This is a genomic window from Cystobacter fuscus (genome assembly GCF_044360685.1).
GTDB lineage: Bacteria > Myxococcota > Myxococcia > Myxococcales > Myxococcaceae > Cystobacter > Cystobacter fuscus_C.
In genome coordinates this window covers 4,416,777-4,438,058 of the sequence record NZ_CP043491.1, presented here as the reverse complement: position 1 = coordinate 4,438,058, position 21,282 = coordinate 4,416,777, and the positions used below count along the sequence as shown (strand labels likewise).

At 70.4% G+C, this 21,282-nt stretch carries 17 protein-coding genes; 7 read left to right on the top strand and 10 right to left on the bottom strand.

What is annotated here, in order from left to right:
• Positions 1 to 66 precede the first annotated feature (66 nt).
• Both rnr and F0U63_RS18300 read right to left on the bottom strand, forming a co-directional pair.
• On the bottom strand, positions 67 to 3,423 hold the full coding sequence (gene rnr, locus F0U63_RS18305; RefSeq protein ID WP_395847208.1) for a ribonuclease R: 3,357 nt from the start codon (positions 3,421 to 3,423) through the stop codon (positions 67 to 69).
• Between the two features lie 147 nt (positions 3,424 to 3,570).
• A complete protein-coding gene (locus F0U63_RS18300; protein WP_395847207.1) occupies positions 3,571 to 4,944 on the bottom strand; it encodes a protease inhibitor I42 family protein in 1,374 nt (457 codons plus the stop codon).
• A gap of 221 nt (positions 4,945 to 5,165) precedes the next feature.
• On the opposite strand from F0U63_RS18300, the gene glp reads away from it, so the two are divergent.
• The 3 genes from glp (at position 5,166) to F0U63_RS18285 (ending at position 7,993) form a co-directional block, all read left to right on the top strand.
• Positions 5,166 to 6,392, top strand: coding sequence for a gephyrin-like molybdotransferase Glp (gene glp, locus F0U63_RS18295; RefSeq protein ID WP_395847206.1), 1,227 nt, complete (start codon positions 5,166 to 5,168; stop codon positions 6,390 to 6,392).
• 67 nt (positions 6,393 to 6,459) lie between these two features.
• Positions 6,460 to 7,125, top strand: a complete 666-nt coding sequence (gene ribA, locus F0U63_RS18290) for a GTP cyclohydrolase II (protein ID WP_395847205.1) — start codon at positions 6,460 to 6,462, stop codon at positions 7,123 to 7,125.
• Positions 7,126 to 7,255: 130 nt separating this feature from the next.
• Positions 7,256 to 7,993 (top strand): MBL fold metallo-hydrolase, encoded by a 738-nt coding sequence (locus F0U63_RS18285; protein WP_395847204.1) that lies wholly within the window; start codon positions 7,256 to 7,258, stop codon positions 7,991 to 7,993.
• On the opposite strand, the gene lipB is transcribed toward F0U63_RS18285, so the two are convergent.
• Genes lipB through lipA form a run of 4 tightly spaced genes read right to left on the bottom strand, consistent with a single transcriptional unit; the run spans position 7,983 to position 12,695 of the window.
• Positions 7,983 to 9,080 (bottom strand): lipoyl(octanoyl) transferase LipB, encoded by a 1,098-nt coding sequence (lipB, locus tag F0U63_RS18280; RefSeq protein ID WP_395847203.1) that lies wholly within the window; start codon positions 9,078 to 9,080, stop codon positions 7,983 to 7,985. The genes F0U63_RS18285 and lipB overlap by 11 nt on opposite strands.
• Entirely contained in the window at positions 9,077 to 10,426 is a 1,350-nt protein-coding gene (locus F0U63_RS18275; protein WP_395847202.1) for a ClpX C4-type zinc finger protein, read from the bottom strand. The genes lipB and F0U63_RS18275 overlap by 4 nt, the downstream gene beginning before the upstream one ends.
• A 33-nt stretch (positions 10,427 to 10,459) precedes the next feature.
• Positions 10,460 to 11,725, bottom strand: a complete 1,266-nt coding sequence (locus F0U63_RS18270) for a dihydrolipoamide acetyltransferase family protein (protein WP_395847201.1) — start codon at positions 11,723 to 11,725, stop codon at positions 10,460 to 10,462.
• A gap of 34 nt (positions 11,726 to 11,759) precedes the next feature.
• Positions 11,760 to 12,695 (bottom strand): lipoyl synthase, encoded by a 936-nt coding sequence (gene lipA, locus F0U63_RS18265; protein ID WP_395847200.1) that lies wholly within the window; start codon positions 12,693 to 12,695, stop codon positions 11,760 to 11,762.
• Between the two features lie 252 nt (positions 12,696 to 12,947).
• Between lipA and F0U63_RS18260 the strand changes: the two genes are divergently transcribed.
• Entirely contained in the window at positions 12,948 to 13,748 is an 801-nt protein-coding gene (locus F0U63_RS18260; protein WP_395847199.1) for a DUF72 domain-containing protein, read from the top strand.
• 25 nt (positions 13,749 to 13,773) lie between these two features.
• On the opposite strand, the gene lpdA is transcribed toward F0U63_RS18260, so the two are convergent.
• The gene (lpdA, locus tag F0U63_RS18255; protein ID WP_395847198.1) at positions 13,774 to 15,171 is read right to left on the bottom strand and encodes a dihydrolipoyl dehydrogenase; all 1,398 of its coding nucleotides are present in this window, start codon (positions 15,169 to 15,171) and stop codon (positions 13,774 to 13,776) included.
• A 75-nt stretch (positions 15,172 to 15,246) separates the two neighbouring features.
• On the opposite strand from lpdA, the gene F0U63_RS18250 reads away from it, so the two are divergent.
• Genes F0U63_RS18250 through F0U63_RS18240 form a run of 3 tightly spaced genes read left to right on the top strand, consistent with a single transcriptional unit; the run spans position 15,247 to position 19,123 of the window.
• Positions 15,247 to 16,362 carry a hypothetical protein gene (locus F0U63_RS18250; RefSeq protein WP_395847197.1) on the top strand — a complete coding sequence of 372 codons (1,116 nt, stop codon included), beginning with the start codon at positions 15,247 to 15,249 and terminating at the stop codon, positions 16,360 to 16,362.
• A gap of 33 nt (positions 16,363 to 16,395) precedes the next feature.
• Positions 16,396 to 17,205 carry a hypothetical protein gene (locus tag F0U63_RS18245; RefSeq protein ID WP_395847196.1) on the top strand — a complete coding sequence of 270 codons (810 nt, stop codon included), beginning with the start codon at positions 16,396 to 16,398 and terminating at the stop codon, positions 17,203 to 17,205.
• Positions 17,206 to 17,230: 25 nt separating this feature from the next.
• Positions 17,231 to 19,123, top strand: coding sequence for a ribonuclease R family protein (locus F0U63_RS18240; protein ID WP_395847195.1), 1,893 nt, complete (start codon positions 17,231 to 17,233; stop codon positions 19,121 to 19,123).
• Positions 19,124 to 19,133: 10 nt separating this feature from the next.
• Here F0U63_RS18240 and hisIE read toward each other — a convergent pair whose 3' ends face one another.
• From hisIE to hisF, 3 genes are read right to left on the bottom strand one after another with little or no spacing between them, the layout of a single operon-like run.
• A complete protein-coding gene (hisIE, locus tag F0U63_RS18235; RefSeq protein ID WP_395848382.1) occupies positions 19,134 to 19,748 on the bottom strand; it encodes a bifunctional phosphoribosyl-AMP cyclohydrolase/phosphoribosyl-ATP diphosphatase HisIE in 615 nt (204 codons plus the stop codon).
• Complete coding sequence (hisN, locus tag F0U63_RS18230) at positions 19,748 to 20,521, bottom strand: histidinol-phosphatase (protein ID WP_395847194.1); 774 nt, start codon at positions 20,519 to 20,521, stop codon at positions 19,748 to 19,750. Before hisN ends, hisIE begins: the two co-directional genes overlap by 1 nt.
• 2 nt (positions 20,522 to 20,523) lie before the next feature.
• Complete coding sequence (gene hisF, locus F0U63_RS18225) at positions 20,524 to 21,282, bottom strand: imidazole glycerol phosphate synthase subunit HisF (protein WP_395847193.1); 759 nt, start codon at positions 21,280 to 21,282, stop codon at positions 20,524 to 20,526.

Genomic DNA, 21,282 nt, shown 5'->3' with positions numbered 1-21,282 from the left:
GGCCCCCAGCGCCATGGCTGGCGGGCGCCCCCGGGTGGTTCGGTCTGAGCGGGACGTCGCGTGCCGCTACGACTTCCTTCCCTGGCGGGAGGCGGCCGTCTTCTTCGCGCCGCCCTTGGCGGGACGAGCCTTGGTCGCCGCCGTGGACTTCTTGGCGGCGGCCTTCTTGGCCGGGGCCTTCTTCGCGGGAGCCTTCTTGACCACCGCGGCCTTCTTCACGAGAGCCTTCTTGACCACCGCGGCCTTCTTGGCCGGAGCCTTCTTCGCGGGAGTCTTCTTGGCGGCGGCCTTCTTGGCCGTGACCTTCTTCGCGGGAGCCTTCTTGGCGGCGGCCTTCTTCGCGGGAGCCTTCCTGGCCGCCGGGGCCTTCTTCGCCGCGGGCTTCTTGGCGGCGGCCTGCTTGCGGGTCGCGGGTGGCTTCGCCCGCGTGGGCTTCTCCTCGGCGGCGACGGCGGCGCGCTTGCGTCGCGTGGGCGGCACGGCCTTCACCTTCTCGGGCGCCTGCTGCTCGGAAGGCTGATCCAGGGCCGCGAGGGCACGGATGCGCTCGAAGCCCGCGGACGGTACGGGAACGACCTCGGCGGAAACCTCTGGAGGAGCCGCCGCCACCACGGCGTCGATGGTCTCCTGGGGAATCTCCATCGTCACGGGAGCATCGGCGGCCTGACGCCGCTGGGCCTCCTCGGCCTCGGCGAGCGAGCGCTCGGCGCCGATGTCCACGCGGGGCTTGCCCCACTTCTCCTGGCGCTCGCGCTCGCGCGCGATGCGGGCCGCCTTCTTGCGCTCCTCCTTGGACTGACGCCGCTGCTCCTCATGCTCCCGGCGATCCACGGCCTGAATGGCCTTGACCGTGTGGCCGCCCACCTCGAGGGCCTCGAAGTCGATGCGCCGCAGTCCCAGGTTCACGCTGGTCAGCCGCACGCGGGCCTTCTGGCCCACGCGCACGCGGAAGCCTCCCGGCAGCAGCAGGGCGAGCAGCGCCTTGTCGAAGCGGGTGCCGAAGCCGAGCGTGTCGGCGCGCACGAGCCCCTCGATGTGCAGCTCATCGAGTTCCACGAAGAAGCCGAACTCGGCGATGCCGGCGACGGTGGCGGCGAACTCCTCGCCCACGCGGTCCTTCACCATGAGGGCCGCGTAGTAGGAGACCACTTCACGCTCGGCCTGCATGGCGGCGCGCTCACGATCGGAGCTCTGGGCGGCCATGTCCTCCAGCGTGCGCTCCTCGCGCTCCACGTGGGCCTCCAGCCGCTTCTGGCCCTTGCGGTTCCAGTGCGCCTTGAGCAGCCGGTGCACGAGCAGGTCCGGGTAGCGGCGGATGGGCGAGGTGAAGTGCAGGTAGTACTCGGCGGCCAGGCCGTAGTGGCCCCGGTCGCCCGAGGTGTAGACGGCCTGCATCATGGAGCGCAGCAGGAGCTGGTTGAGGGCGCGCTCCTCGGGGTGGCCCTGCAACTGCGTCATGAAGCTGTTGAGCGCCTTGGGGGTGATGTCCTCGGCGTTGAGCTGAAAGCCGTAGGCCTGGGCCATCTGGGCGAAGATGGCGAGCTTCTCCTCGTCCGGCTCACCGTGGTAGCGGTAGACGCTGGGCAGCTCGCGGTCGGCGAAGTACCTGGCCACCGCCTCGTTGGCGGCGAGCATGCACTCCTCGATGAGCCGGTGGCTGTCCTTGCGCTCGCGCTTCTCCATGCGGGCGGGCAGGCCGTCCTCGCCCATGAGCACCTTGTGCTCGGCCAGGTTGAAGTCGATGGCGCCGCGCTCCTTGCGCATCTGGGTGAGCGTGCGCGCCAGGGCCTGGAGCCGCTCGAAGTGGGGCTTGAAGGCGTTGCGGTGCGGCACGTCCTTGCCATCGAGCACGTCCTGCACCTCGTTGTAGGTGCAGCGCGCGTGGCTGCGCATGACGGCCGGGTACAGCTCGCTGGAGACGAGCGTGCCCTTCCGGTCGATCACCATGTCGGCCACCATGCACAACCGGTCCTCGTCGGGACGCAGCGAGCAGATGCCGTTGCTCAGGCGCTCCGGGAGCATGGGCAGCACGCGGTCGGGCAGGTAGACGGAGGTGGCGCGGCGCAGGGCCTCGGCGTTGAGCGCGGTGCCCTCGCGCACGTAGTGCGTCACGTCGGCGATGGCCACCACGAGCCGCCAGCCCTCGCTCCGCTCCTCGGCGTAGACGGCGTCGTCGAAGTCGCGCGCGTCCTCGCCGTCGATGGTGACGAGCGGCAGCGAGCGCAGATCCTTTCGCTCCTCGCCCCGGGCCTCCTCCTCGGTGACGACGGTGTGGATGCGGTCCGCCTCGTCCATGACCTCGGGAGGGAACTCGTCGGAGAAGCCCTGCGAGTAGGCGATGGAGAGCACCTCCGCGCTCGGATCCCCGGGCTTGCCGAGCGAGCCAGCGACCTCGCCATAGAGGCCCTCGCCCGGCTCCAGCAGACCGGCGCCAACGCCCAGCCGCACCTTCACCAGGTCTCCGTCGCGCGCCATCTGGGTGGGCGGCACGCGGATGGGGCCCTGCGCCTGCAGGTTCTTGTCGGTCGTCACCACCTGGGCGCCGTGCCGTCCGCGGGTTTCATACGTGCCCACGACGAGTTGGCGCAGGCGGCCCACCACGCTCACGAGGCGGCCCTCCATGCGTCCGGGACGGCCCCACGCCTCCACGACCACGCGATCATTGTCGAGCGCGCGCGTGGCCTCCTGGGGTGGCAGGAAGATGTTGTCCCCCTGTCCCGAGCTGGGGTGGACGAAGCCGAAGCCATCCCGGTGCGCGTGGAACACGCCCTCGACGGTGGAGACCTCCTGTCCCTGGGGTCCGCCGCGGCCGCCCCGGTCACGGGACGCGAAGCGATCCCCGCCAAAGGAGCGCCCACCGGGCGGGGGACGGCGCTCCTTGTCGAAGCGGCCTCCCGGTGCCGGCCGGCGCTCATCCCGGACGAACCGGCCCACAGGCGCGGAACGGCCCGCGTCACCTGGACGCTCGGGACGGGCGAAGCGGCCACGCGGTCCGGCGCCACGGTCCTCGACACGGCTTTGGGGCTGCTCGGCGCGGCCCTCGCGCACGAAGCGGCCGCGCGGCTCGGGGCGGCGCTCCTTGTCGAAGCGGCCCCGGGGGGCGAAGCGCGAGTCGGGCTCGGACGGGGCTCGCGGCCCCGGACCGGGTGCGCCGCGCTCTTCCCGGGAGCCGGCCCGTGGGGCCTCGGGGGGCCTTGCGTCCCGTTCGCGCCGGAAGGGAGGCCGGGGGCCGTCACCTGCGGACGAAGGCGGCTGCGCGCCCCGGAGGCGGAAGCGCTTGCCCTCCTTGAGCAGATCGCCCGCGCGCACCATGTCCCGGAGCGTCCGCTTGAGCTGGGTCTGCTGTCCGGGGTGGAGCTGGGTGAGTTTGAGCAGTTCCTTGATGCCGAGGGGATGCTTGGACTCGGCCAGGTGTCGCTTCACGTCTTGAGGAAGATCCGTCACGAGAGATCCCACGGAAGGGAGCCCAACGGGCCCTGAAAAAAATAAGCCCGGCCGGTCCCACTGGGGACCCCCGGGCATGACTTGGAGAGAGAAAGATGGGGACGGAGGATGGTCAGCGGGACCCTCTCAGGCCTTGACGGTCACGTTGAGCTTGAACGAGCGCTCCACCTGACCGGGGTTGAAGGCCTTGGCGAGGAAGAACTCGATCTCCGAGACGCCCGGATTGCGGGGCGTGAAGAAGAACTCGCGCGAGGCGGGTCCCTCGGAGCTGACCTCGAAGTTGGCCTCGCGCAGGCCCAGACGCTTGGCCGCCGTGGGCTCGATGGTCCACGAGAAGCCGGGCTGCTCCTGGAGGCGCACGGTGAAGGCGTGGTTGAGCCGCACGTCGATGCTGGTCGACTGCTCGCCTTCCACGTGCACCGTCTCCAGGCCCTCGCGGGACATGGGGCGCACTTCCGCGGGGCGCACTTCCACGTTCTCCACGTCGATGCGCCCGCCCCAGCCCGAAGACTTGTCCACCACGCCGGTGACGGACAGCGTCTGGCCAAGGAAGCGGCGCAGGCCCTTGGCGCCCTTGCCCTCGAGGATGTAGGACACCTGCTGCCGGGTGCCGGCGTTGGAGACCACCAGCACGAACTCCTCGCCGGTCATCTCCAGGTTGCCGCGCAGCGCGGCGAAGCCCTTCATGCCCGCGCCCATGCCCGCCGAGATGACCTGCGACACCTCGCCAGGCGACAGGTAGCGCAGCCGGGTCTCCGACTCCACCGGCTCGGGCACGGGCTCCTCGGCCTCCGGCTTCTTCGCGGAGAACTTCCGCACGTCCACCGTGCCGCCGTAGTTGGTGGTCTTCTTGATGAGACCGCTGACGGACACCTTGTGATCCACGTAGGCCGGCAGCACTTCCTGATCCGGCCCCTGGAGGATGAAGACCAGCTCGCGCTTGTCGCGGCCGATCACCACGAGGCCCGGCAGGCCCTCCACGACCGTCAGGCGGCCCTTGAGGCTGCCCTCGCCCACCACGCCCCGGCCCTGGCCGGCGGTGAGCAACTGCTCCATGTCGCGCTTGTTGAGGGGCTCGCCCGGCGGGGGCAGCTTGGTGGCGCGGGGACGAGGCTTCTCGACTGGAGGAGCGCTCGGCTCGGCGCGAGCACCCGCCTTGGCCGAGGACTCCTTGACCTTGGTCGCTTCCTTGGGCTTGACCGTCTCCTTGCCCTTGGCGACCTCCTTCACCTTCGCCGCCGCCTTGGCCACCGCCTTCGTGGCGGCCTTGGCCACCTGCTTCACCTTGGCGGCGGCCTTCTTCGCGGCGGGGGCCGCGGACTTCTTCTTCGCGGGGGCCTTCTTTCCCGCCTTGGACGCCTCGGTCGCCTTCGCCACCAACTTCGCGGCCGCCTTCGCCACTCGTTTGGACGCGCTCTTGAGGACCCCCCCCGATTTCGCCGACTTGACTTTCTTCGCGGCGGGAGTCGCCTTCTTGGCCCCGGACCTGGGCTTGGCCATCGACGCTGTCTCCTTGAATTCCCGTGTCATCTCAACGGGTTGGCACACCTGACCACGACCAGATCAGGTCCTCGCGATCATCACGGCTTGTAACGATGATCAGCAGACCTGTCAAACAAAGTCTTGAATTTCCTGGGGACTTTGATGCCAAAAGGGGCCGCTCGCTACACGCCTGTAACGGGTTGTTCCGCCCCCCACCCTCTCTCCGAGGTCGCCCCCGAATGAAGGAAGACACCGAGTTGCTCGCCGTGGAGGAAGCGCGAGCCCGCACCCTCGCCCTGGTCCAACCGTTGTCCACCGAGTGGGTGCGTTGGGAAGACGCGCTCGGGCGCACGCTGGCCGAGGACGTGCGGGCCCAACGCACCCTGCCGCCCTGGGACAACTCGGCCATGGATGGCTTCGCCGTGCGCAGCGCGGACCTCTCGGCCCCCCTGCCCGTGCGGCTGCGGGTGGGGGAGACCATCTACGCGGGGCAGACGCCGCGCGAGCAGGTACGTCCCGGGACGTGCGCGCGCATCATGACGGGGGCTCCCCTGCCCGCGGGCGCCGACGCGGTGGTGATGCGCGAGCGGACGCGGCTCACGCCCGAGGGCGACGCGGTGGACATCCTCGAGGGGGTGGGTCCCGGCAACTTCGTGCGGCCCCGGGGGGAGGACGCGCGCGAGGGCGAGCTGCTGCTGCCCCGGGGAACTCCCCTGGGAATCCCCGAGCTGGGCCTGCTGCTGGGTCAGGGGCGCACGAGCGTGCCCGTGCCCCGCCGGCCCCGGGTGGCCATCCTCTCCACGGGGGACGAGCTGTGCCCGGCGGACGCCCCCGCCGAGGGCCGCATCGTGGACGCCAACGCGCCCGCGCTCAGCCTCGCGGTGATGCGCGCCGGCGGGGTGCCCTCGGTGCTCGGCATCGCCCGGGACACCCGGGAGGACGTGTCCCGCCTGCTCGCGGCCGCCGAGGGTCATGATCTGGTGCTCACGAGCGCCGGCATGTCGGTGGGCGAGCACGACTTCGTGCGCGAGGCGCTGGCGCACCTGGGCGTGGCGCAGGACTTCTGGCGTGTGGCCATCAAGCCGGGCAAGCCCCTGGCGGTGGGCCGCAAGGGGGGCACCCTCTACTGTGGGCTGCCCGGCAACCCCACCTCGTCCCTGGTGACCTTCGAGCTCTTCGTTCGCCCCGCCCTGCGCCGCATGCTGGGACACGCGGACGTGGAGCCGCCACGGGTGCCAGGCCGGCTCGCGGGGGAGCTGAAGAAGGCCCCGGGACTGGACCACTACATCCGTGTAACAGCCGCCTGGCAGGAGGGCGAGCTGTGGGCCCGGCCCCTGGCCACCCAGACCTCGGGCGCCCTGCGATCCGCGGCCTCGGCAACTCACCTGCTTCATTTTCCTCGTTCTTCCAGTAGGTTGGCTACTGGGGACAAGGTCGAGCTGTTGCCCCTGTCCTGGAGTGCTTGAGGAACAACGGCTCCCGGCGAGCATCCATCTTGTGTCCCCATCTGTTGTAAGGGAGAAAGGTCTTCTCATGTCCGACACGCCTCAGATCCTCCCCACCCGAAAAAGCTCTTCGCTCCTGGAGAGGTTCTCCGAAGCGGACGTCCCGACTGAGCGGGGCGTGCTGCGCACGGTCGTCTTCCGGGAGAAGCGCAATGGCCGGGAGCACGTGGCCCTCATCGTGGGGGACATCCTCGACAAGGAGGGGGTGCCGGTGCGCGTGCACTCCGAGTGCCTCACCAGCGAGGTGTTCGGCAGCCTCAAGTGCGACTGCCGGCAGCAGCTGGACCGGGCGCTGGACTTCGTCACCCAGAATGGGTGTGGCGTGGTGCTCTACCTGCGCCAGGAGGGCCGGGGCATCGGCCTGGGTAACAAGATCAAGGCCTATGCGTTGCAATCCCAGGGGCTGGACACGTACGAGTCCAACCGGAAGCTGGGGTTCGCCGATGACTTGCGCAGCTACGACGTCGCCGCGGAGATGCTGCGCTCACTGGGAGTGCGTTCGGTGGATCTCATCACGAACAACCCCCTGAAAATTGCAGGATTGGTGGAAGAGGGTATTCCCGTACGCCGACGCATTCCCTCGCGTACGGCGCATAATCCACATAACGTGGACTACCTGAGGACAAAGCGCGAGCGCACGGGACACCTGATTGAGCTCTTCGCCGAGGACGACACAGAAGCGAAGGTGGGCTGAGGACGCCTCGGGCCAGGAGCACGCCGAGCCGCGAGTCCCCTTTCACGTCCGGTTCTGGGGGGTGCGTGGCTCGGTCCCCGCCCCTGGACCGAAGACCCAGCGCTATGGGGGCAACACGCCTTGCGTCGAGATGCGATGCGGGGACGAGTTGCTCATCTTCGACATGGGCACGGGGGCTCGCGCGCTGGGCGAGGCGCTGAGCGCCGGGAGTGGACCGCTGCGCGCGTCCATCTTCCTGTCCCACTACCACTACGATCACCTGCAGGGGGTGCCGTTCTTCACCCCGCTCTTCAACCCCCGCTTCTCCTTCACGCTGTATGGCGCCACCCGCGAGGGACGCTCGGTGAAGGACGTGCTGGCCGGGCAGATGGTGCAGCCCTACTTCCCGGTGACGATGACCCAGGTCACCAAGGCCGCGCTGACCTACCGTGACATGGCGCCGGGGCAGTCGCTGGAGCTGGGAGCGGCCACCGTGCGCGCGCTGGATCTGAACCACCCGGGCGGCAACCTGGGCTATCGCGTGGACTGCGATGGCCGCTCGGTGGTGTACGCGACGGACGTGGAGCACGGCTGCGACATGGATCGCGACCTGGTGGAGTTCGCGCGGGGCGCGGACGTGCTCATCATCGACGCGATGTACACCGAGGATGAGTACCGGGGCCGCAAGGGCGCCTCGAAGATGGGCTGGGGCCACTCGACGTGGGAGGCGGCGGTGCACGTGGCCAACGCCGCCCAGGTGAAGCAACTGGTGCTCTTCCACCACGAGACCACGCGCGATGACGAGGAGATGGATGCCTTCGTCGCCCGGGTGCGTGAGCACCGCCCCGAGGTGATCGCCGCGCGGGAGCTGGAGACGATCACCCTCTGACGTCGCGCGCGCCGCGCTGGAGGGCGCGCTCCACGCCCTCGCGCAGCCCCCGGAAGGGCAGCCGCTCGAGCGCCGTGGGAACATCCACCCACTCGAAGGCGTCGTGCTCGTCCCCCAGACGCACCTCGAAGCCGCCGCCGCACCGCGCGGCGAAGGCGTTCTCCTCGACGAGCCGGGGCGGCACCGTGTTGCCCACCGCGAAGGCGTGGCGGTAGTCCAGATCCACCACGTCGGCGCGCAGTCCGGTCTCCTCGAACAGCTCACGCGCGGCGGCTTCGCGGGGTGACTCGCCCGGCTCCAGCCGTCCGGTGACGATCTGCCAGAAGCCTCCCCGCTCGGGGCGCCGGCGCAGGAGCAGCACGCGGGTGTCGGCGCCCTCGCCCTGGAGGAGCGTGACGCTCACGGTGCGCGTGGGCGGCGGGCCCTCGACGCGCTGGAGCTCGAAGACCTCGGCGAAGTGCCGCGCCACCTTCTCCTCCACCTCGGCCATGGGCACGCGGTGGCCCAGCTCGCGCTGCAGCGACGTGACGCCCGCCTCGCGGATGCCACAGGGCACGATGAGCTGGAAGTGCTCCAGGTGCGTGTTCACGTTGAGCGCGAAGCCATGGCTGGTGAGCCAGCGCGCCAGGTGCACCCCGATGGCGGCGATCTTCCGGGCATCGTGCGTCGCCTCGCCGCCGAGCCACACCCCGGGCCACTTGGGGATCGTCACCGAGGACAGGCCATACTCGGCGAGCGTGCGGTGCATGCACTGCTCGACGTCCCGCACGTAGCGGCGCACGTCCTGGCGGTGCTCGGGCAGCAGGAAGATGGGGTAGCCCACGAGCTGCCCGGGGCCGTGGTAGGTGACGTCACCGCCCCGGTCCGTCTGGAACAGTCCGATGTGCTCCTCGGCCAGGCGCGCATCGTCCGCGACGACGTTCTCGCGTTTGGCGGCCCGGCCCAGGGTGAGCACCGGCGGGTGCTCGAGCAGCAGCAACACGTCCCCGCAGAGGCCCTGGCGCCGGGTCTCGCCGAAGAGCTTCATGAGCTGCAAGCCATCCTCGTACTCGACCTGACCGAGCCGATACACCGTCAGAGTGTTCACGTGTCTCCCTTGCCCGGCCCCGGAGTCGCCCGCCGCCAGGAGCCGGGGGGAATCCGCGCCAGGAGCGCCTTCAATTCATGTCCGGTCCGAGGTGAACGGGCGGCCTCCTCGGCGAGCGCGGTGAGCGCCTCGTCGGACAGTTGGATGTCCTCCCGGGCGGAGAGCTGTCGCCGGGCGATCTCCCGCAGCAGCCCGACGCCGGGCGTCTCGAGCGCGACGAGCAGCTGCACCTGCTCCAACAACGACAGGGAGAGCGCGCCGCGGGTGGCCTCGGAGAGCGAGGCTGTGGTGGGCACGAAGAGGCGGCCCGAGTCCGACACGAGCTCGGGCCCCGGAGCCACCGCGCCCCCCCGGGCGGACATCACCACCGTGCGCTGGGGGTGACGGCTCAGGAAGGCCCCGAGCGCGGCCTGCCCGGCGGAGGGCAGCCGATCCACGTCCTCCACGAGCAGCGTGGCCTCCACCGAGGCGCGATCGATCGACTCCGGAGTGACGACCTCGCCCTGCCCCGCCTCCGCGAGCGCCCGCAGCCAGGTGCTCTTCCCCGAGCCCTCGGGCCCGAGCACCAGCACCCGGCGAACCCCCGCCGCCAGCCCGCTCTCGAGCCGCGCCCGGGCCTCCGCTTGTCCCAGCAACTCCTGGGTGACGGGCCGCGACGCCCGGGGCCGCGCCGACGGAGCACGCGCCGTCACACCCCCCAGGAGCGAGCTGGATTCTCCGATGCAGGCCGCGCAGATGAACGCGCCCGCGGGACCCGCCACCAGCGGTCCCACCTCGGTCCGGGGCCGGCAGCAGAAGGAGCACCACGCCTCGAGCGCGGGATCGGCCCGGGTCGGCCCCCGCTCGATGAACAGGCCCTCCCGCTCCGGCGACGGCGGGGCGGAGACGGCGGGCGGCGCGGGCGGTGCCTCCCGCCGCGGCCCCACGCTCTCCGCGGTGAGGATGGCCGAGCGCATGACCTTCACCGCCAGGCCCACCGGGTTGGCACGGCGATCCACGGCCAGCTCGGCCTCGCGCAGCGCATCCTGGAGCGACGAGGCGTCCTCCTGGATCTCCCAGGTGGCCCCCTCGTGGACGTCGTCCTCGTCGTCGTCCGAGGACACGACCGGGAAGGGGGGCGAGGGCTCGCTCTCCCCCGCCTCCAACCGGCGCAGCTCCTCTTCCAGGTCGGCGCGGGAGGGGTCCAACCGCAGGGCATAGCGCAGGAGCTGTTCCGCCCGGGCCCGGTTTCCCCCGCGCCGGCACAGCTCGGCGGCGCGTTGGAACAACTCGATGGCCCGGCGCTTGTCGCCGCCGAGCTCCGCCGCCTGGGCGGCGCGGATGACGTCGCGGACGTTCTCGGCCATGGGCCCCTACTCCCTCGCGAAGGCCAACGGCCGTCAGGCCATGGCCAGGAACAGCATGTCTGGATGCTCCAGGTACTTGATGACCTCGTAGACGAAGTCCGCGGCCATCTGGCCGTCGATGACGCGGTGGTCCGCGGAGATGGAGATGTTCATCATCTCGCGCACGACCACCTGATCATTCTTGTCCACCACGGGCCGCTTGCGCATGCGGTGGATGCCCAGGATGGCCACCTCGGGGTGGTTGATGATGGGCGTGGCGAAGATGCCGCCCGACTGCCCGAGCGAGGTGATGGTGAAGGAGCCGCCGGTCAGCTCGTCCATCTTCAGCTTGCGCTCGCGCGCCGCGGTGCTCAGGCGGAGGATCTCCTCGGCCAGCTCGCGCAGGGTGAGCCGGTCCGCGTTCTTGATCACCGGCACGGTGAGCCCCTCGGGGGTGGACACCGCGATGCCGATGTTGAACTCGCCCCGGACGACGAGCTCCTGGGCGGCCTCGTCCATCTGCGCGTTGAGGTGGGGGTACTTCTTCATCGCCGCGATGACGGCCTTCACGATGAAGGGCAGGAAGGACAGCTTCGTCTTGTCCCCCGTGGCGGCCAGGCTCTCGTTGAGCCGCTTGCGCAGGGCGACGAGCTCCGTGGCATCCGTCTCCTCGACGAAGCCGAAGTGGGGCGCGGTGAACTTCGAGCGCACCATCTTCTCGGCGATCTTCTTGCGCAGGCCGCGCAGCGGGATGCGCTCGTCGGCCCGACCCGAAACCACCGGGGGCGCGGCCGGACGCGCGGCGGCGGGAGGCGGCGACACCTCGTTGCGCGAGGAGGAGGCGCCCGCGATGGCCGCCTTCACGTCCGCCTTCATCACGCGGCCCTGCGGCCCGGAACCGGCGATCTGAGAGAGATCCAACCCGTGCTCGCGCGCCATGCGGCGGGTGAGCGGCGTGGCGAGCACCTTGGACGAGGACGCGGCCTCCGGAGCCGCGCTGGCCGCCGCGGCCACGGGAGCAGCGGCGGGAGCGGCCGCCGGAGCGCCATGGCCCGACGAGGCCTGGGCGGGCGCGGAACCCTCGAGCTCGAGCGTGACGAGGAGCTGGTGCACCTTCGCCATCTCGCCTTCCTTGCCGTGCGTCTGCACGACCCGGCCGGCCTTGGGGCTGGGAACGGTCACGGTGGCCTTGTCCGTCATCACCTCGGCGAGGGTCTGGTCCTCCTTGACCAGGTCACCCGCCTTGACGTGCCACTTGACCAGTTCGCCCTCCTGAACACCTTCGCCAAGATCAGGAAGCTTCAACTCGAAGATCGCCATTCGGGTTCCGTTTCGGGATGAGGGGAGAAAGGCGTCAGGTGCCGCTGGCGAGCCCCAGGCGCTCACGCTCCATGAGGCCCTTCATGAAGAACTCGGCGGCGCGGTAGCTCGAGCGCACGAGCGGCCCGGAGGCGACGTACAGGAAGCCAAAGGACTCGGCGAGCTGCTTGTAGGCCTCGAACTGGGGCGGGCTCACGAAGCGCTCCACGCGCAGGTGGTACTGCGAGGGCTGGAGGTACTGCCCGAGCGTCAGCACGTCCACGCCCGCCGAGCGCAGGTCGCGGAAGGTCTGCTCCAGCTCGGCGTCCGTCTCGCCCAGGCCCACCATGACGGAGCTCTTGGTGTAGAGCCGCTCGGGGCGGTTCTTGAGGTACTCGAGCACCCGGAGTGACTGGCGGTAGGTGGCGCGGCGATCGCGCACGGTGGGGGTGAGGCGCTCCACCGTCTCCACGTTGTGGGCCACCACGTGCGGCCGGGCCAGGGCCACGGTGTCCAGGTCCTGCTCCTTGCCCTTGAAGTCGGGAATGAGCACCTCGACGATCGTCTTGGGCGAGTGCTGGCGCAGCTCGCGGATGGCCGAGGCGAAGTGGCTCGCGCCCCCATCCGGCCGGTCATCCCGGTTCACCGAGGTGACCACGATGTACTCCAGGTCCATCTCCTTGACGGCCTGGGCCAGGTGGATGGGCTCCATCGGATCCAACGGCGGCGGCGCACCCACCTTCACGTGGCAGAAGCGGCACGCGCGCGTGCACACCTCGCCCATGAGCATCACCGTGGCGGTGCCACCGCCCCAGCACTCGGCGATGTTCGGGCAGCGCGCTTCCTCGCACACCGTGGACAGCTTCGTGCGGCGCACGATGGACTTCACCCGCTCGTATCCCTCCCCGTGCGGGAGACGCACCTTCAACCACTCGGGCTTCCGGGTGGATTCGGCTACCTGCGGCAGGGGAAAACGATCGGGAGTCGCCATGGGTCGCGGGCCTTCTACGGTTGGGGCGAAAGCAGGGTCAAGCGGGAAGCCTTGACGCGATATGTCAGCTCTCGCGCGGATTCAAACGCTTCTCCCTTCTAACGCGGCGCGCGTTTCCAGGCAGCGCGCGTCCACCCCGGAACACTCGAGTTCCCACCTCGGAGCCATCAGCCCGGCTCGCCCGGGAGAGGAGCGGCTCGGACACCGGGCGGGCGAGCACGCCCTTCCCGCCAGCCCGCCCCCGGAATGCCCATGCTTGGCGGCATGAGGGCCATCCACCTCGGGACGAGCGGGTACGTCTACAAGCACTGGAGGGCGTCGTTCTATCCCCCCGGACTGCCCGCCAACCGCTGGCTGCCCTACTACGCCCAGGTCTTCTCCACCGTGGAGCTCAACGCCCCCTTCTACCGGCTGCCCACCGTGGACGCCGTGGACGGCTGGTATGCGCAGACGCCTCCGGGCTTCCGCTTCGCGTGCAAGGGCAGCCGCTACCTCACCCACATGAAGCGGCTGACGGACGTGGGCGAGGGGCTGGCGCGCTTCTTCAACGTCATCCTCCGCCTGGGCCCGAAGCTCGGCCCGGTGCTCTGGCAGCTCCCGCCGCAGATGAAGAAGCCGGACCCCGAGCGGCTGGAGCGCTTCCTCGCCGCCCTGCCCCGCGGCATCCACTCCGTCTTCGAGTTCCGCGATGCCGCCTGGTACCACGACGAGGTGCTGGAGGTGCTCGACCGGTGGGACGTGGCCCTGTGCGAGCATGATCTCGTCCCGGTCCCCGCGCCCCGTCCCACGGGGAGCTTCCGCTACCTGCGCTTCCACGGCCTGGGAGCCCGCTACGCCGGGCGCTATGGCCGCGCGGCGCTGCGGCCCGTCGCGCGGGATTTGAAGGTCTGGCGCCAGAAGGGACGCGGCGCCTGGGTGTACTTCAACAACGACCTGCACGGGCACGCGCTGCTGGATGCGTTCGACCTGGCGGAGCTGCTCGGCCACGTCCCGGTGCACCCTCCTCCGGACATGAAACGGCCGCCCGAGACGGAGTCGTCTCGGACGGCCTGAGTGAAGCGAGCGTGACGCGCCCGGCTCAGATGTGGATCGGGTGACCCAGGGCCGTCTCGGCGCCTTCCTTCATGATCTCCGAGAGCGTGGGGTGGGCGTGCATCGTGTGCGCGAGCTCCTCGGTGGTGATCTCCAGGCGGAGCGCCACACAGGCCTCGGCGAGCAGCTCGGTGGCGTGCGGGCCCACCAGGTGGACGCCGAGCACCTCGTCGTACTTCTTGTCCGAGACCACCTTCACCAGACCGATGGCCTCGTTGGAGATGGAGGCCTTGGTGACGGCGGAGAACGGGAAGATGCCCGTCTTCACGTCGTAGCCGCGCTCCTTGGCCTTCTTCTCCGTGAGACCCACGGACGCCACCTCGGGGTAGCAGTAGGTGGCCGACGGCGTCAGATCGTAGTTGATGGGCGAGGGCTTCTTGCCGGCGATGTGCTCTACCGCGAGCACCGACTCGGCACTGGCCACGTGGGCGAGCATCGGCGTGGGGATCACGTCACCGATCGCGTACACGTTCGGCTCGGTGGTGCGCATCATCTCGTCCGTCTTGATGAAGCCGCGCTCGGCCTTGATGGACGTGAAGTTCAGACCGATGTCCTCGGTCACCGGGGCGCGGCCCACGGCGGACAGCACGTACTCGGCCTCGATGGTGCGCGTCTCGGTGCCCACGGTCATGGTGAGCTTCACGCCGTTGGCGTTGCTCTCCACCTTCTCCACCTTGGCGCCGGTGTGCACGTCGATCTTGCGCTTCTTGAAGTGCTTCTCGAACTCCTTGGAGACGTCCACGTCCTCGATGGGCAGCAGGTTGGGCAGGTACTCCACCACGGAGACCTGGGTGCCCATGTGGTTGAAGACGGAGGCGAACTCGCAGCCCACCGCGCCCGCGCCGATGACGATGAGGCTCTTGGGAATGCGATCAATCGTGAGGATGGAGTCGCTGTTGAGCACGCGCTGGTGATCCACCTGCACGTTGGGCAGCGACTTGGGCACCGAGCCCGTCGCGATGATGATGTTCTTGGTGTCCAGCGTCTGCTTGGAGCCGTCGTCCGCGGTGACCTCGACCTTGCCCTTGCCGGCGATGCGGCCATGGCCCTTGAAGACCGAGATCTTGTTCTTCTTCATCAGGTAGTCGATGCCGTTGGCGGCCTTGGTGACCACCTTCTGCTTGTGCTCCTGGACCTTGGCCCAGTTGACCACCGGCGCCGGGACCTCGATGCCGAAGTCCGCCGCTTCCTTGATGTGATGCAGGAGCGAGGCGCTCCACAGCAGCGACTTGGTGGGGATGCAGCCCCGATGGAGGCACGTGCCACCCAGGCGCTTGTCCTTCTCGATGAGGGCCGTCTTCAACCCGAGCTGCGCCGCCCGGATCGCACCGACATAACCCCCCGGGCCCGAACCGATGATCACCACGTCGAAAGTCTCAGCCACGAATGCCTCCGGGGTGGATGTAACCGCGCGGCGCTGATAACCACCCCTCCCGGCTGGAATCAAGGAGTTTGCACCTTGCGACGCTTCCCCGTCCGATCACTCCTCCTGATGACGCTCGCCCTGGTGGCCTTCGCGCGCCTCTATTACGTCACCCACAGGGAGCCAGAAGGAGGGCCCGCCCCCGTGCCGCCCCGCGGCACCCCGTCCACCCCCTCCCCCGGCGCCCCGACCTGCCCGACCCTCGAGAAATCCCTGGAGAGCGTCCTCAAGGCGCCCGAGGACGCCATGGCCCTCGCCTCGGCCCGGCGGGAGCTGGACGCCTGCCCCACCCCGCCCGTCCGGGCGTGCGAGCTGGGCCCGGCCCTGGAGGCCCGCTTCCCTCTGGCGGCTGGAATGGCCCCCGCGCGCGAGCTGCTCGACGTGCTGTGTCAGCGCTGCCCCTCCGGCGCCAACCCCTGCGCACAGGCCGTGGTCCGCGCGGTGAGGGTCGCGAGCCAGGGGGGAACGCCCCCACCCGCCCTTCCCCTCTGGCACCTGGAGCACGCCGGCCCGGGAACCCAGGAGGCCTGCGCCGAGGTGGTGCGCACCCTGCTCGCGCCCGCCGCCCTGGACGAGGAGCCCCCGACGCAGGAGCGCAAGCGCTGGCTCGAGCAGCTCACCCCGGTCTGCGCCCGCGAGGGCCAGGTGTCCTCCCCGCTGCTGCGGGCCGTCGTGGCGCAAGGCGACGTGCCCGCCCTGGCCTCGCTCGTCCAGACGGCGATGCCCGCCACCTCGACCGCCGTGCTCGAGCCGGACCGCGTCGTGGGCCCCCAGGGGGCGGAGCGGGCCTTCGACGGGCAGGAGTCCACGTCCGTGACCCTCACGGTGGCGGAGCAGGCCCCCCGGTGGCGCAAGGACGGCGCGCTGAGCGCGGTGTTCGAGTCCCCCGTCCAAGCCCTGACGGCCCTGCGCGTGCGTGCGCGAGGCCCGGGCCTGCTGCGGGCCGCGGTCCGGGTGGAGGAAGCGGTGGGGCTGAGCGACCCGGACACGGGGACGAACTTCGTGCGCCCCCGGGTCTGTCAGTTCCAGGGCACCGGACAGTGGGAGTCCTGCGCGCTGCCGGCCGCCCTCCTGAACGTCGAGGCGCTCAGTGTCTTTCCCACGAAGAGTTCACTTTCGTTGATCGACGTGGAAATCGGCGGAACGCGGTAACGCGCTGGGGGCCGAGACGTTGGAGCGGGCACCATGCGAATTTCCCTGCTCGTCCTGACCCTGCTCTCCATGCCCGCCCTCGCCGCGAGTCCCCTCACGGGGCTCGTCGCCGAGTACGAAACGGGCCCGGCCGCCATCTTCCAGAACGATGGCCGCTATGGCCCCACGGGCACGTCCTACTCGGCCGAGGATCTCCAGCAGAACGCGACCCTCTACCGCACCTGGCGCGCCGCCGTGGAGGCACGCCTGGGCGCGCGCCATGGCCTCATCCTGCTGTACGCCCCGTTCGACGTGACCACGCGCGCGACGCTGTCGCGGGACATCGACTTCCGCGGGACCGTGTTCCCCGCGGGCACCGTGGTGGACAGCCGCTACCTCTTCGATGGGTTCCGCGGCAGCTACCTCTTCCGGCTCATCGACGGGGAGCGCTTCAAGTGGGACATCGGCGCGAGCGTGCAGATCCGCAACGCCCTGGTGGGACTGGGCGCGGTGGATGGCTCGCGCTACTCGCAGGAGAGCGACATCGGCGTGGTGGGCGCGCTGAAGACCCGGTTGCGCTACGAGCTGCCCTCGCGCGTGTGGGCGGCGCTGGAGGCCGACGCGCTCTCCACCTTTGGTCTGGTGGGCAACACGACGGGCGGCATCTACGACGTGGCCCTGTCGCTGGGTGTTCCGCTGAACACACGGGGCGACGTGAGTGCCTACGCGCGGCTGCGGCTCCTCGGGGGCGGCGCGGACGTGACACGTCGCAACATCTACAACTGGGGCAACTTCGGCTTCGCGGTGTTGGGTGTGCAGGCGGATCTCGTCTCCCTGGTGGAGCGGGGCCTCTCGACACCGTGAAGCGGCGGGAACATGGTGCGGAGCCATGGACTCGCCCACTTCCCGCACCGTCACCGGCCACATCGACGTCCACCACCGGGGCTATGGCTTCCTCGTCGTGCGGCCCACCAGCACCTCCGAGGGCCTCTCCGCCTTCATCCCGCCCCCGGAGCTGAAGCATCACCTGGCCGACGATGTCGTCTCCGCGAGGATCACCCGCGCGGAGGACGGCCGGTGGAGCGCCAGCGGCTTGTCCCTCGTGCACCGGCCCCGCCAGGAGCTCTATGGAGAGGTGGTGGTGCGCGAGGAGCGCATGCTGCTCCACCCCGACCGGGACGTGGGCGCGGGAGCTTGGCCCCTGGAGACGGAGGGCATCGAGGTCCAGCCCGGCGACGCGGTGGTGGCACGCATCGACGAGGACAAGGTCCGGCTGGTGCGCAAGATCGCGCCCGGAGTGGACCGCGCCCTGGAGCGTCTCCTGCTGCGCCATGGTCTGCGCCGCGAGTTCGGCCCGGAGGCCCACGCCGAGGTCCCCCAGGTCCTCGCCCGGCCGCTCGCGCGGGAGGGCCGGAGGGATCTGCGCGAGGTGCCCACGGTGACGGTGGACGCGCCCACGACCCGCATCATCGATGACGCCCTCTCCGTGCTCCCCGCCGGGGGGGATGGTGCGCTGCGGCTGTTCGTCTCCATCGCGGACGCCGCCGAGTTCATCCCCGAGGGCTCCGCGCTGGACCGCGAGGCGCGCGAGCGGGCCACCAACGTGTATCTCGGGGACACCCTGCTGCCCATGCTCCCCGAGGCGCTGTCGGCGGGCTCGCTCAGCCTCGTGCCGGGCGAGGAGCGGCTGTGCGTCACGGCGGAGCTGCGCATTGATCCAGAAGGACGGGTCACCTCGGTGGATGTCTACGAGAGCCTGCTGCGCTCCTGGGCGCGGCTGAGCTACGCCGAGGTGGCGGCGTACCTCGATCGGGGCGAGGTGTCCGAGCCGATGGCCCGGGTGCGCGAGGCGATGCCGTGGTTGCGCGCGGCGGCGGCGCGGCTGGCGGTGGCGCGGGCGGGACGCGGGGGTATCGACCAGACGCGCGACGAGGCCCACTTCACCTTCGATGAGGTCACGGGCGAGCTGTCGGGCATCGAGACCGAGCGGCCCACTTCGGCGCACGCGCTCGTCGAGCGCTTCATGGTTGCCGCCAACGAGGCCATCGCCGGATGGCTCGTCGAGCGGGGCATTCCCGTCCCCTTCCGCGTCCAGGGAGAGCCCGAGCCCCAGGCGGTGGCGGACCTGGATGCCTTCGCCCTGCACTCGGGCTTCGCCGCGGGCCTGGGCCGCACGCTCACCCCGCTGTCCCTGGCCGCGTTCGCCCGGCAGCTCTCCGGTGTGCCCGCGGAGGCCGCGCTGCGCTCGGTGATGTTCAAGGCGCTCGCCTCCTCGCGCTACACCGTGGTGCCCGCCCCGCACTTCGGCCTCGCCGCGCGCGCCTATGTGCACTTCACCTCGCCGCTGCGGCGCTACGCGGACCTCGCCGTCCACCGCGCCCTCAAGCACTACCTGCGCGGTCGGCGGGACTTCCCGCACGAGGACCCGGACGTCGAACGGCTCGCGATCCACCTCAACGAGCGCACCCGGCGCGGCCAGCGCGCGGAGAAGGAGCGGCACCGGCTGCTGGAGGCGCGGGTGATGGCCGCGCACGTGGGCCAGGAGTTCAACGGGCACATCACCCGGGTGCGCTCCTCGGGGCTGCTCGTCCAGCTCGACCAGCCGCTCGTGGAGGGGTTGCTGCCCCTCGAGCAACTCCCGGGAGGCCCCTACGCACCGGATGCCCGGGAGACCTCGCTCGTGGGGCCCACGCGCACCTTCACGCTCGGGATGCCGATCCGGGTGCGCGTGGCCTTCACGGAGGAGCACCCGGGCCGTATCGGACTGGCGCTCGTCGAGTAGGCCCGGGGGTTCACTTCGCCGGCTTGCGGGCCCGGCGCGCGAGCACCGCCTTCACGTCCTCCAGCGTCACGCCCAGCGGCCGCACAGCCACGAGCAGATGGTAGAGGACATCGGCGGCCTCCTCGGCCGCGCGCTCCTTGTCGCCATCCGCGCAGGCCGTCACCAGTTCCACCGCTTCCTCGCCGATCTTCTTCAAGCGCAGGTTGCGGTCGTCCAGGAGCCGCCGTGTGTAGCTCGGCTTCTCCCCGGGCGCGGGGGCCTTCCTGGCGCGCTCGGCGATGGTCCTGTCCAGCGCCACGAGCTCATCCACCGGGCCGATGTCGAAGCACGTCTCCGCCCCGGTGTGACAGGCCGGACCCGCCTTCTCCACCCGGGCGAGCACCGCGTCCGCGTCGCAGTCGGCCGTGAGGGACACCACGCGCTGCACGTTCCCGCTCGTGCCGCCCTTGTGCCACAGGCCCCGTGAGCGCGAGCGGTAGTACATCTCGCCCGTCTCGATCGTCTTCTCGAGCGCCTCGCGGTCCGCGTGCGCGACCATGAGCAGGTCGCCCGTGTGGGCGTCCTGCGTCACCACCGTCACCAGCCCATTGCCCTTGGTGAAATCCAGCTTCGACAGGTCCAACATCATGTCCCCTTCGCCCCGAGCAATTCGCGCACCTGCTCCGCGAGCACCGCGTTGGTGGCGATGCAGTTGCCGCCGAACGCCGTGCGCTTGCCCGTCCAGTCCGTGAAGACGCCGCCCGCCTCCTCGATGATGGGCTGCAACGCCGCCGCGTCCCAGGGGGACATCAGCTCGTCCACCATCACCTCGGCCCGGCCGGTGGCCAACATCAGGTAGCCGTAGCAATCCCCCCAGGTCCGGGAGACGGACGCCTTGGCCGCCAGGCCCCGCCACGCCGCTCCGCGCTGGGGATACGTCAGGAAGCGCTCGTCGGTGGTCAGCACCAGGGCGCGCGACAGCTCCGCCTCGGCCGACACCTTCGTCCGCTTTCCATTCCACCAGCAGCCCTGCCCCGGCGCCGCCACCAGCATCTCCCCCACGGGCGGGAAGTACGCCGCGCCCGCGAGGATCGTCTCGCCCTCGGTCACCGCCACCAGCGTGCCCCACAGCGGCACCCCGCGGATGAACGTCTTGGTGCCGTCGATGGGATCGAGGATCCACCGGCGCCTGGCTCCGGGCCGCGTCTCGCCGAACTCCTCCCCGAGGATGCCGTCCTCGGGGAAGCGCGATTCGATCCACTCGCGTGCCGTCTTCTCGGCCGTCCGGTCCGCCACCGTCACCGGCGTGCCGTCTCCCTTGGTGTCCACCGTGACGCCCTGGCGGAAGAAGCCCAGTGCCACATCGCCCGACTTGCGGGCCACTTCCTCCGCCGCCTGCATCAACGAACGCGCATCCATGCTCAATGGCTCCTGATTTCCAGACCACCGCCTCGCAGCAGCGTCTTGATGGCTCCCACCGTGGTGACGCCGTCGTGGAGGATGCCCGCCACCAGCGCCGCGTCCGCCCCACCCTCCCTCAACGCCGCCCGGACATGCTCCGCGTTGCCCGCGCCTCCCGAGGCGATGACGGGCACCGCCACCCCCTCGGCGACGGCCCGCGTCAGCTCCAGGTCATACCCCGAACGGGCACCGTCCCGATCGATGCTCGTGAGGAGGATCTCCCCCGCGCCGCGTTTCACACACTCGCGCGCCCAGGCGATGGCATCCAGGTCCGTGGGCTTCTTGCCTCCGTGGGTGTACACGCGCCAGCTCGAGCCATCGCGCTTGGCGTCGATGCTCGCCACCACGCACTGGGCACCGAAGCGCTCGGCGCACTCGGTGAGCACCTCGGGACGGGCCACCGCCGCCGAGTTGATGCTCACCTTGTCCGCGCCCGCCCGCAGGGCCCGGCCCACGTCGTCCGCCGTGCGCACGCCGCCCCCCACCGTGAGTGGGATGAACAGCCGCTCTGCGGTGCGCCGCACCAGCTCCCACAGCGTGCCGCGCTCCTCCTGGGTCGCGGAGATGTCGAGGAAGGTCACCTCGTCGGCGCCCGCCTCCTCGTAGCGCAAGGCGAGTTCCACGGGATCTCCCACGTCGCGCAGGCCCTCGAACTGGACGCCCTTGACCACGCGGCCGCCCTTCACATCCAGACAGACGATGAGTCGTCGCGTGAGCAT

Excerpts from the sequence above, each read along its gene's own strand:
- F0U63_RS18300 (WP_395847207.1), bottom strand. The coding sequence starts at position 4,944 with ATGGCCAAGCCCAGGTCCGGGGCCAAGAAGGCGACTCCCGCCGCGAAG.
- glp (WP_395847206.1), top strand. The coding sequence starts at position 5,166 with ATGAAGGAAGACACCGAGTTGCTCGCCGTGGAGGAAGCGCGAGCCCGC.
- ribA (WP_395847205.1), top strand. The coding sequence starts at position 6,460 with ATGTCCGACACGCCTCAGATCCTCCCCACCCGAAAAAGCTCTTCGCTC.
- F0U63_RS18285 (WP_395847204.1), top strand. The coding sequence starts at position 7,256 with ATGCGATGCGGGGACGAGTTGCTCATCTTCGACATGGGCACGGGGGCT.
- F0U63_RS18275 (WP_395847202.1), bottom strand. The coding sequence starts at position 10,426 with ATGGCCGAGAACGTCCGCGACGTCATCCGCGCCGCCCAGGCGGCGGAG.
- F0U63_RS18270 (WP_395847201.1), bottom strand. The coding sequence starts at position 11,725 with ATGGCGATCTTCGAGTTGAAGCTTCCTGATCTTGGCGAAGGTGTTCAG.
- lipA (WP_395847200.1), bottom strand. The coding sequence starts at position 12,695 with ATGGCGACTCCCGATCGTTTTCCCCTGCCGCAGGTAGCCGAATCCACC.
- F0U63_RS18260 (WP_395847199.1), top strand. The coding sequence starts at position 12,948 with ATGCTTGGCGGCATGAGGGCCATCCACCTCGGGACGAGCGGGTACGTC.
- F0U63_RS18245 (WP_395847196.1), top strand. The coding sequence starts at position 16,396 with ATGCGAATTTCCCTGCTCGTCCTGACCCTGCTCTCCATGCCCGCCCTC.
- F0U63_RS18240 (WP_395847195.1), top strand. The coding sequence starts at position 17,231 with ATGGACTCGCCCACTTCCCGCACCGTCACCGGCCACATCGACGTCCAC.
- hisIE (WP_395848382.1), bottom strand. The coding sequence starts at position 19,748 with ATGTTGGACCTGTCGAAGCTGGATTTCACCAAGGGCAATGGGCTGGTG.
- hisN (WP_395847194.1), bottom strand. The coding sequence starts at position 20,521 with ATGGATGCGCGTTCGTTGATGCAGGCGGCGGAGGAAGTGGCCCGCAAG.
- hisF (WP_395847193.1), bottom strand. The coding sequence starts at position 21,282 with ATGCTCACGCGACGACTCATCGTCTGTCTGGATGTGAAGGGCGGCCGC.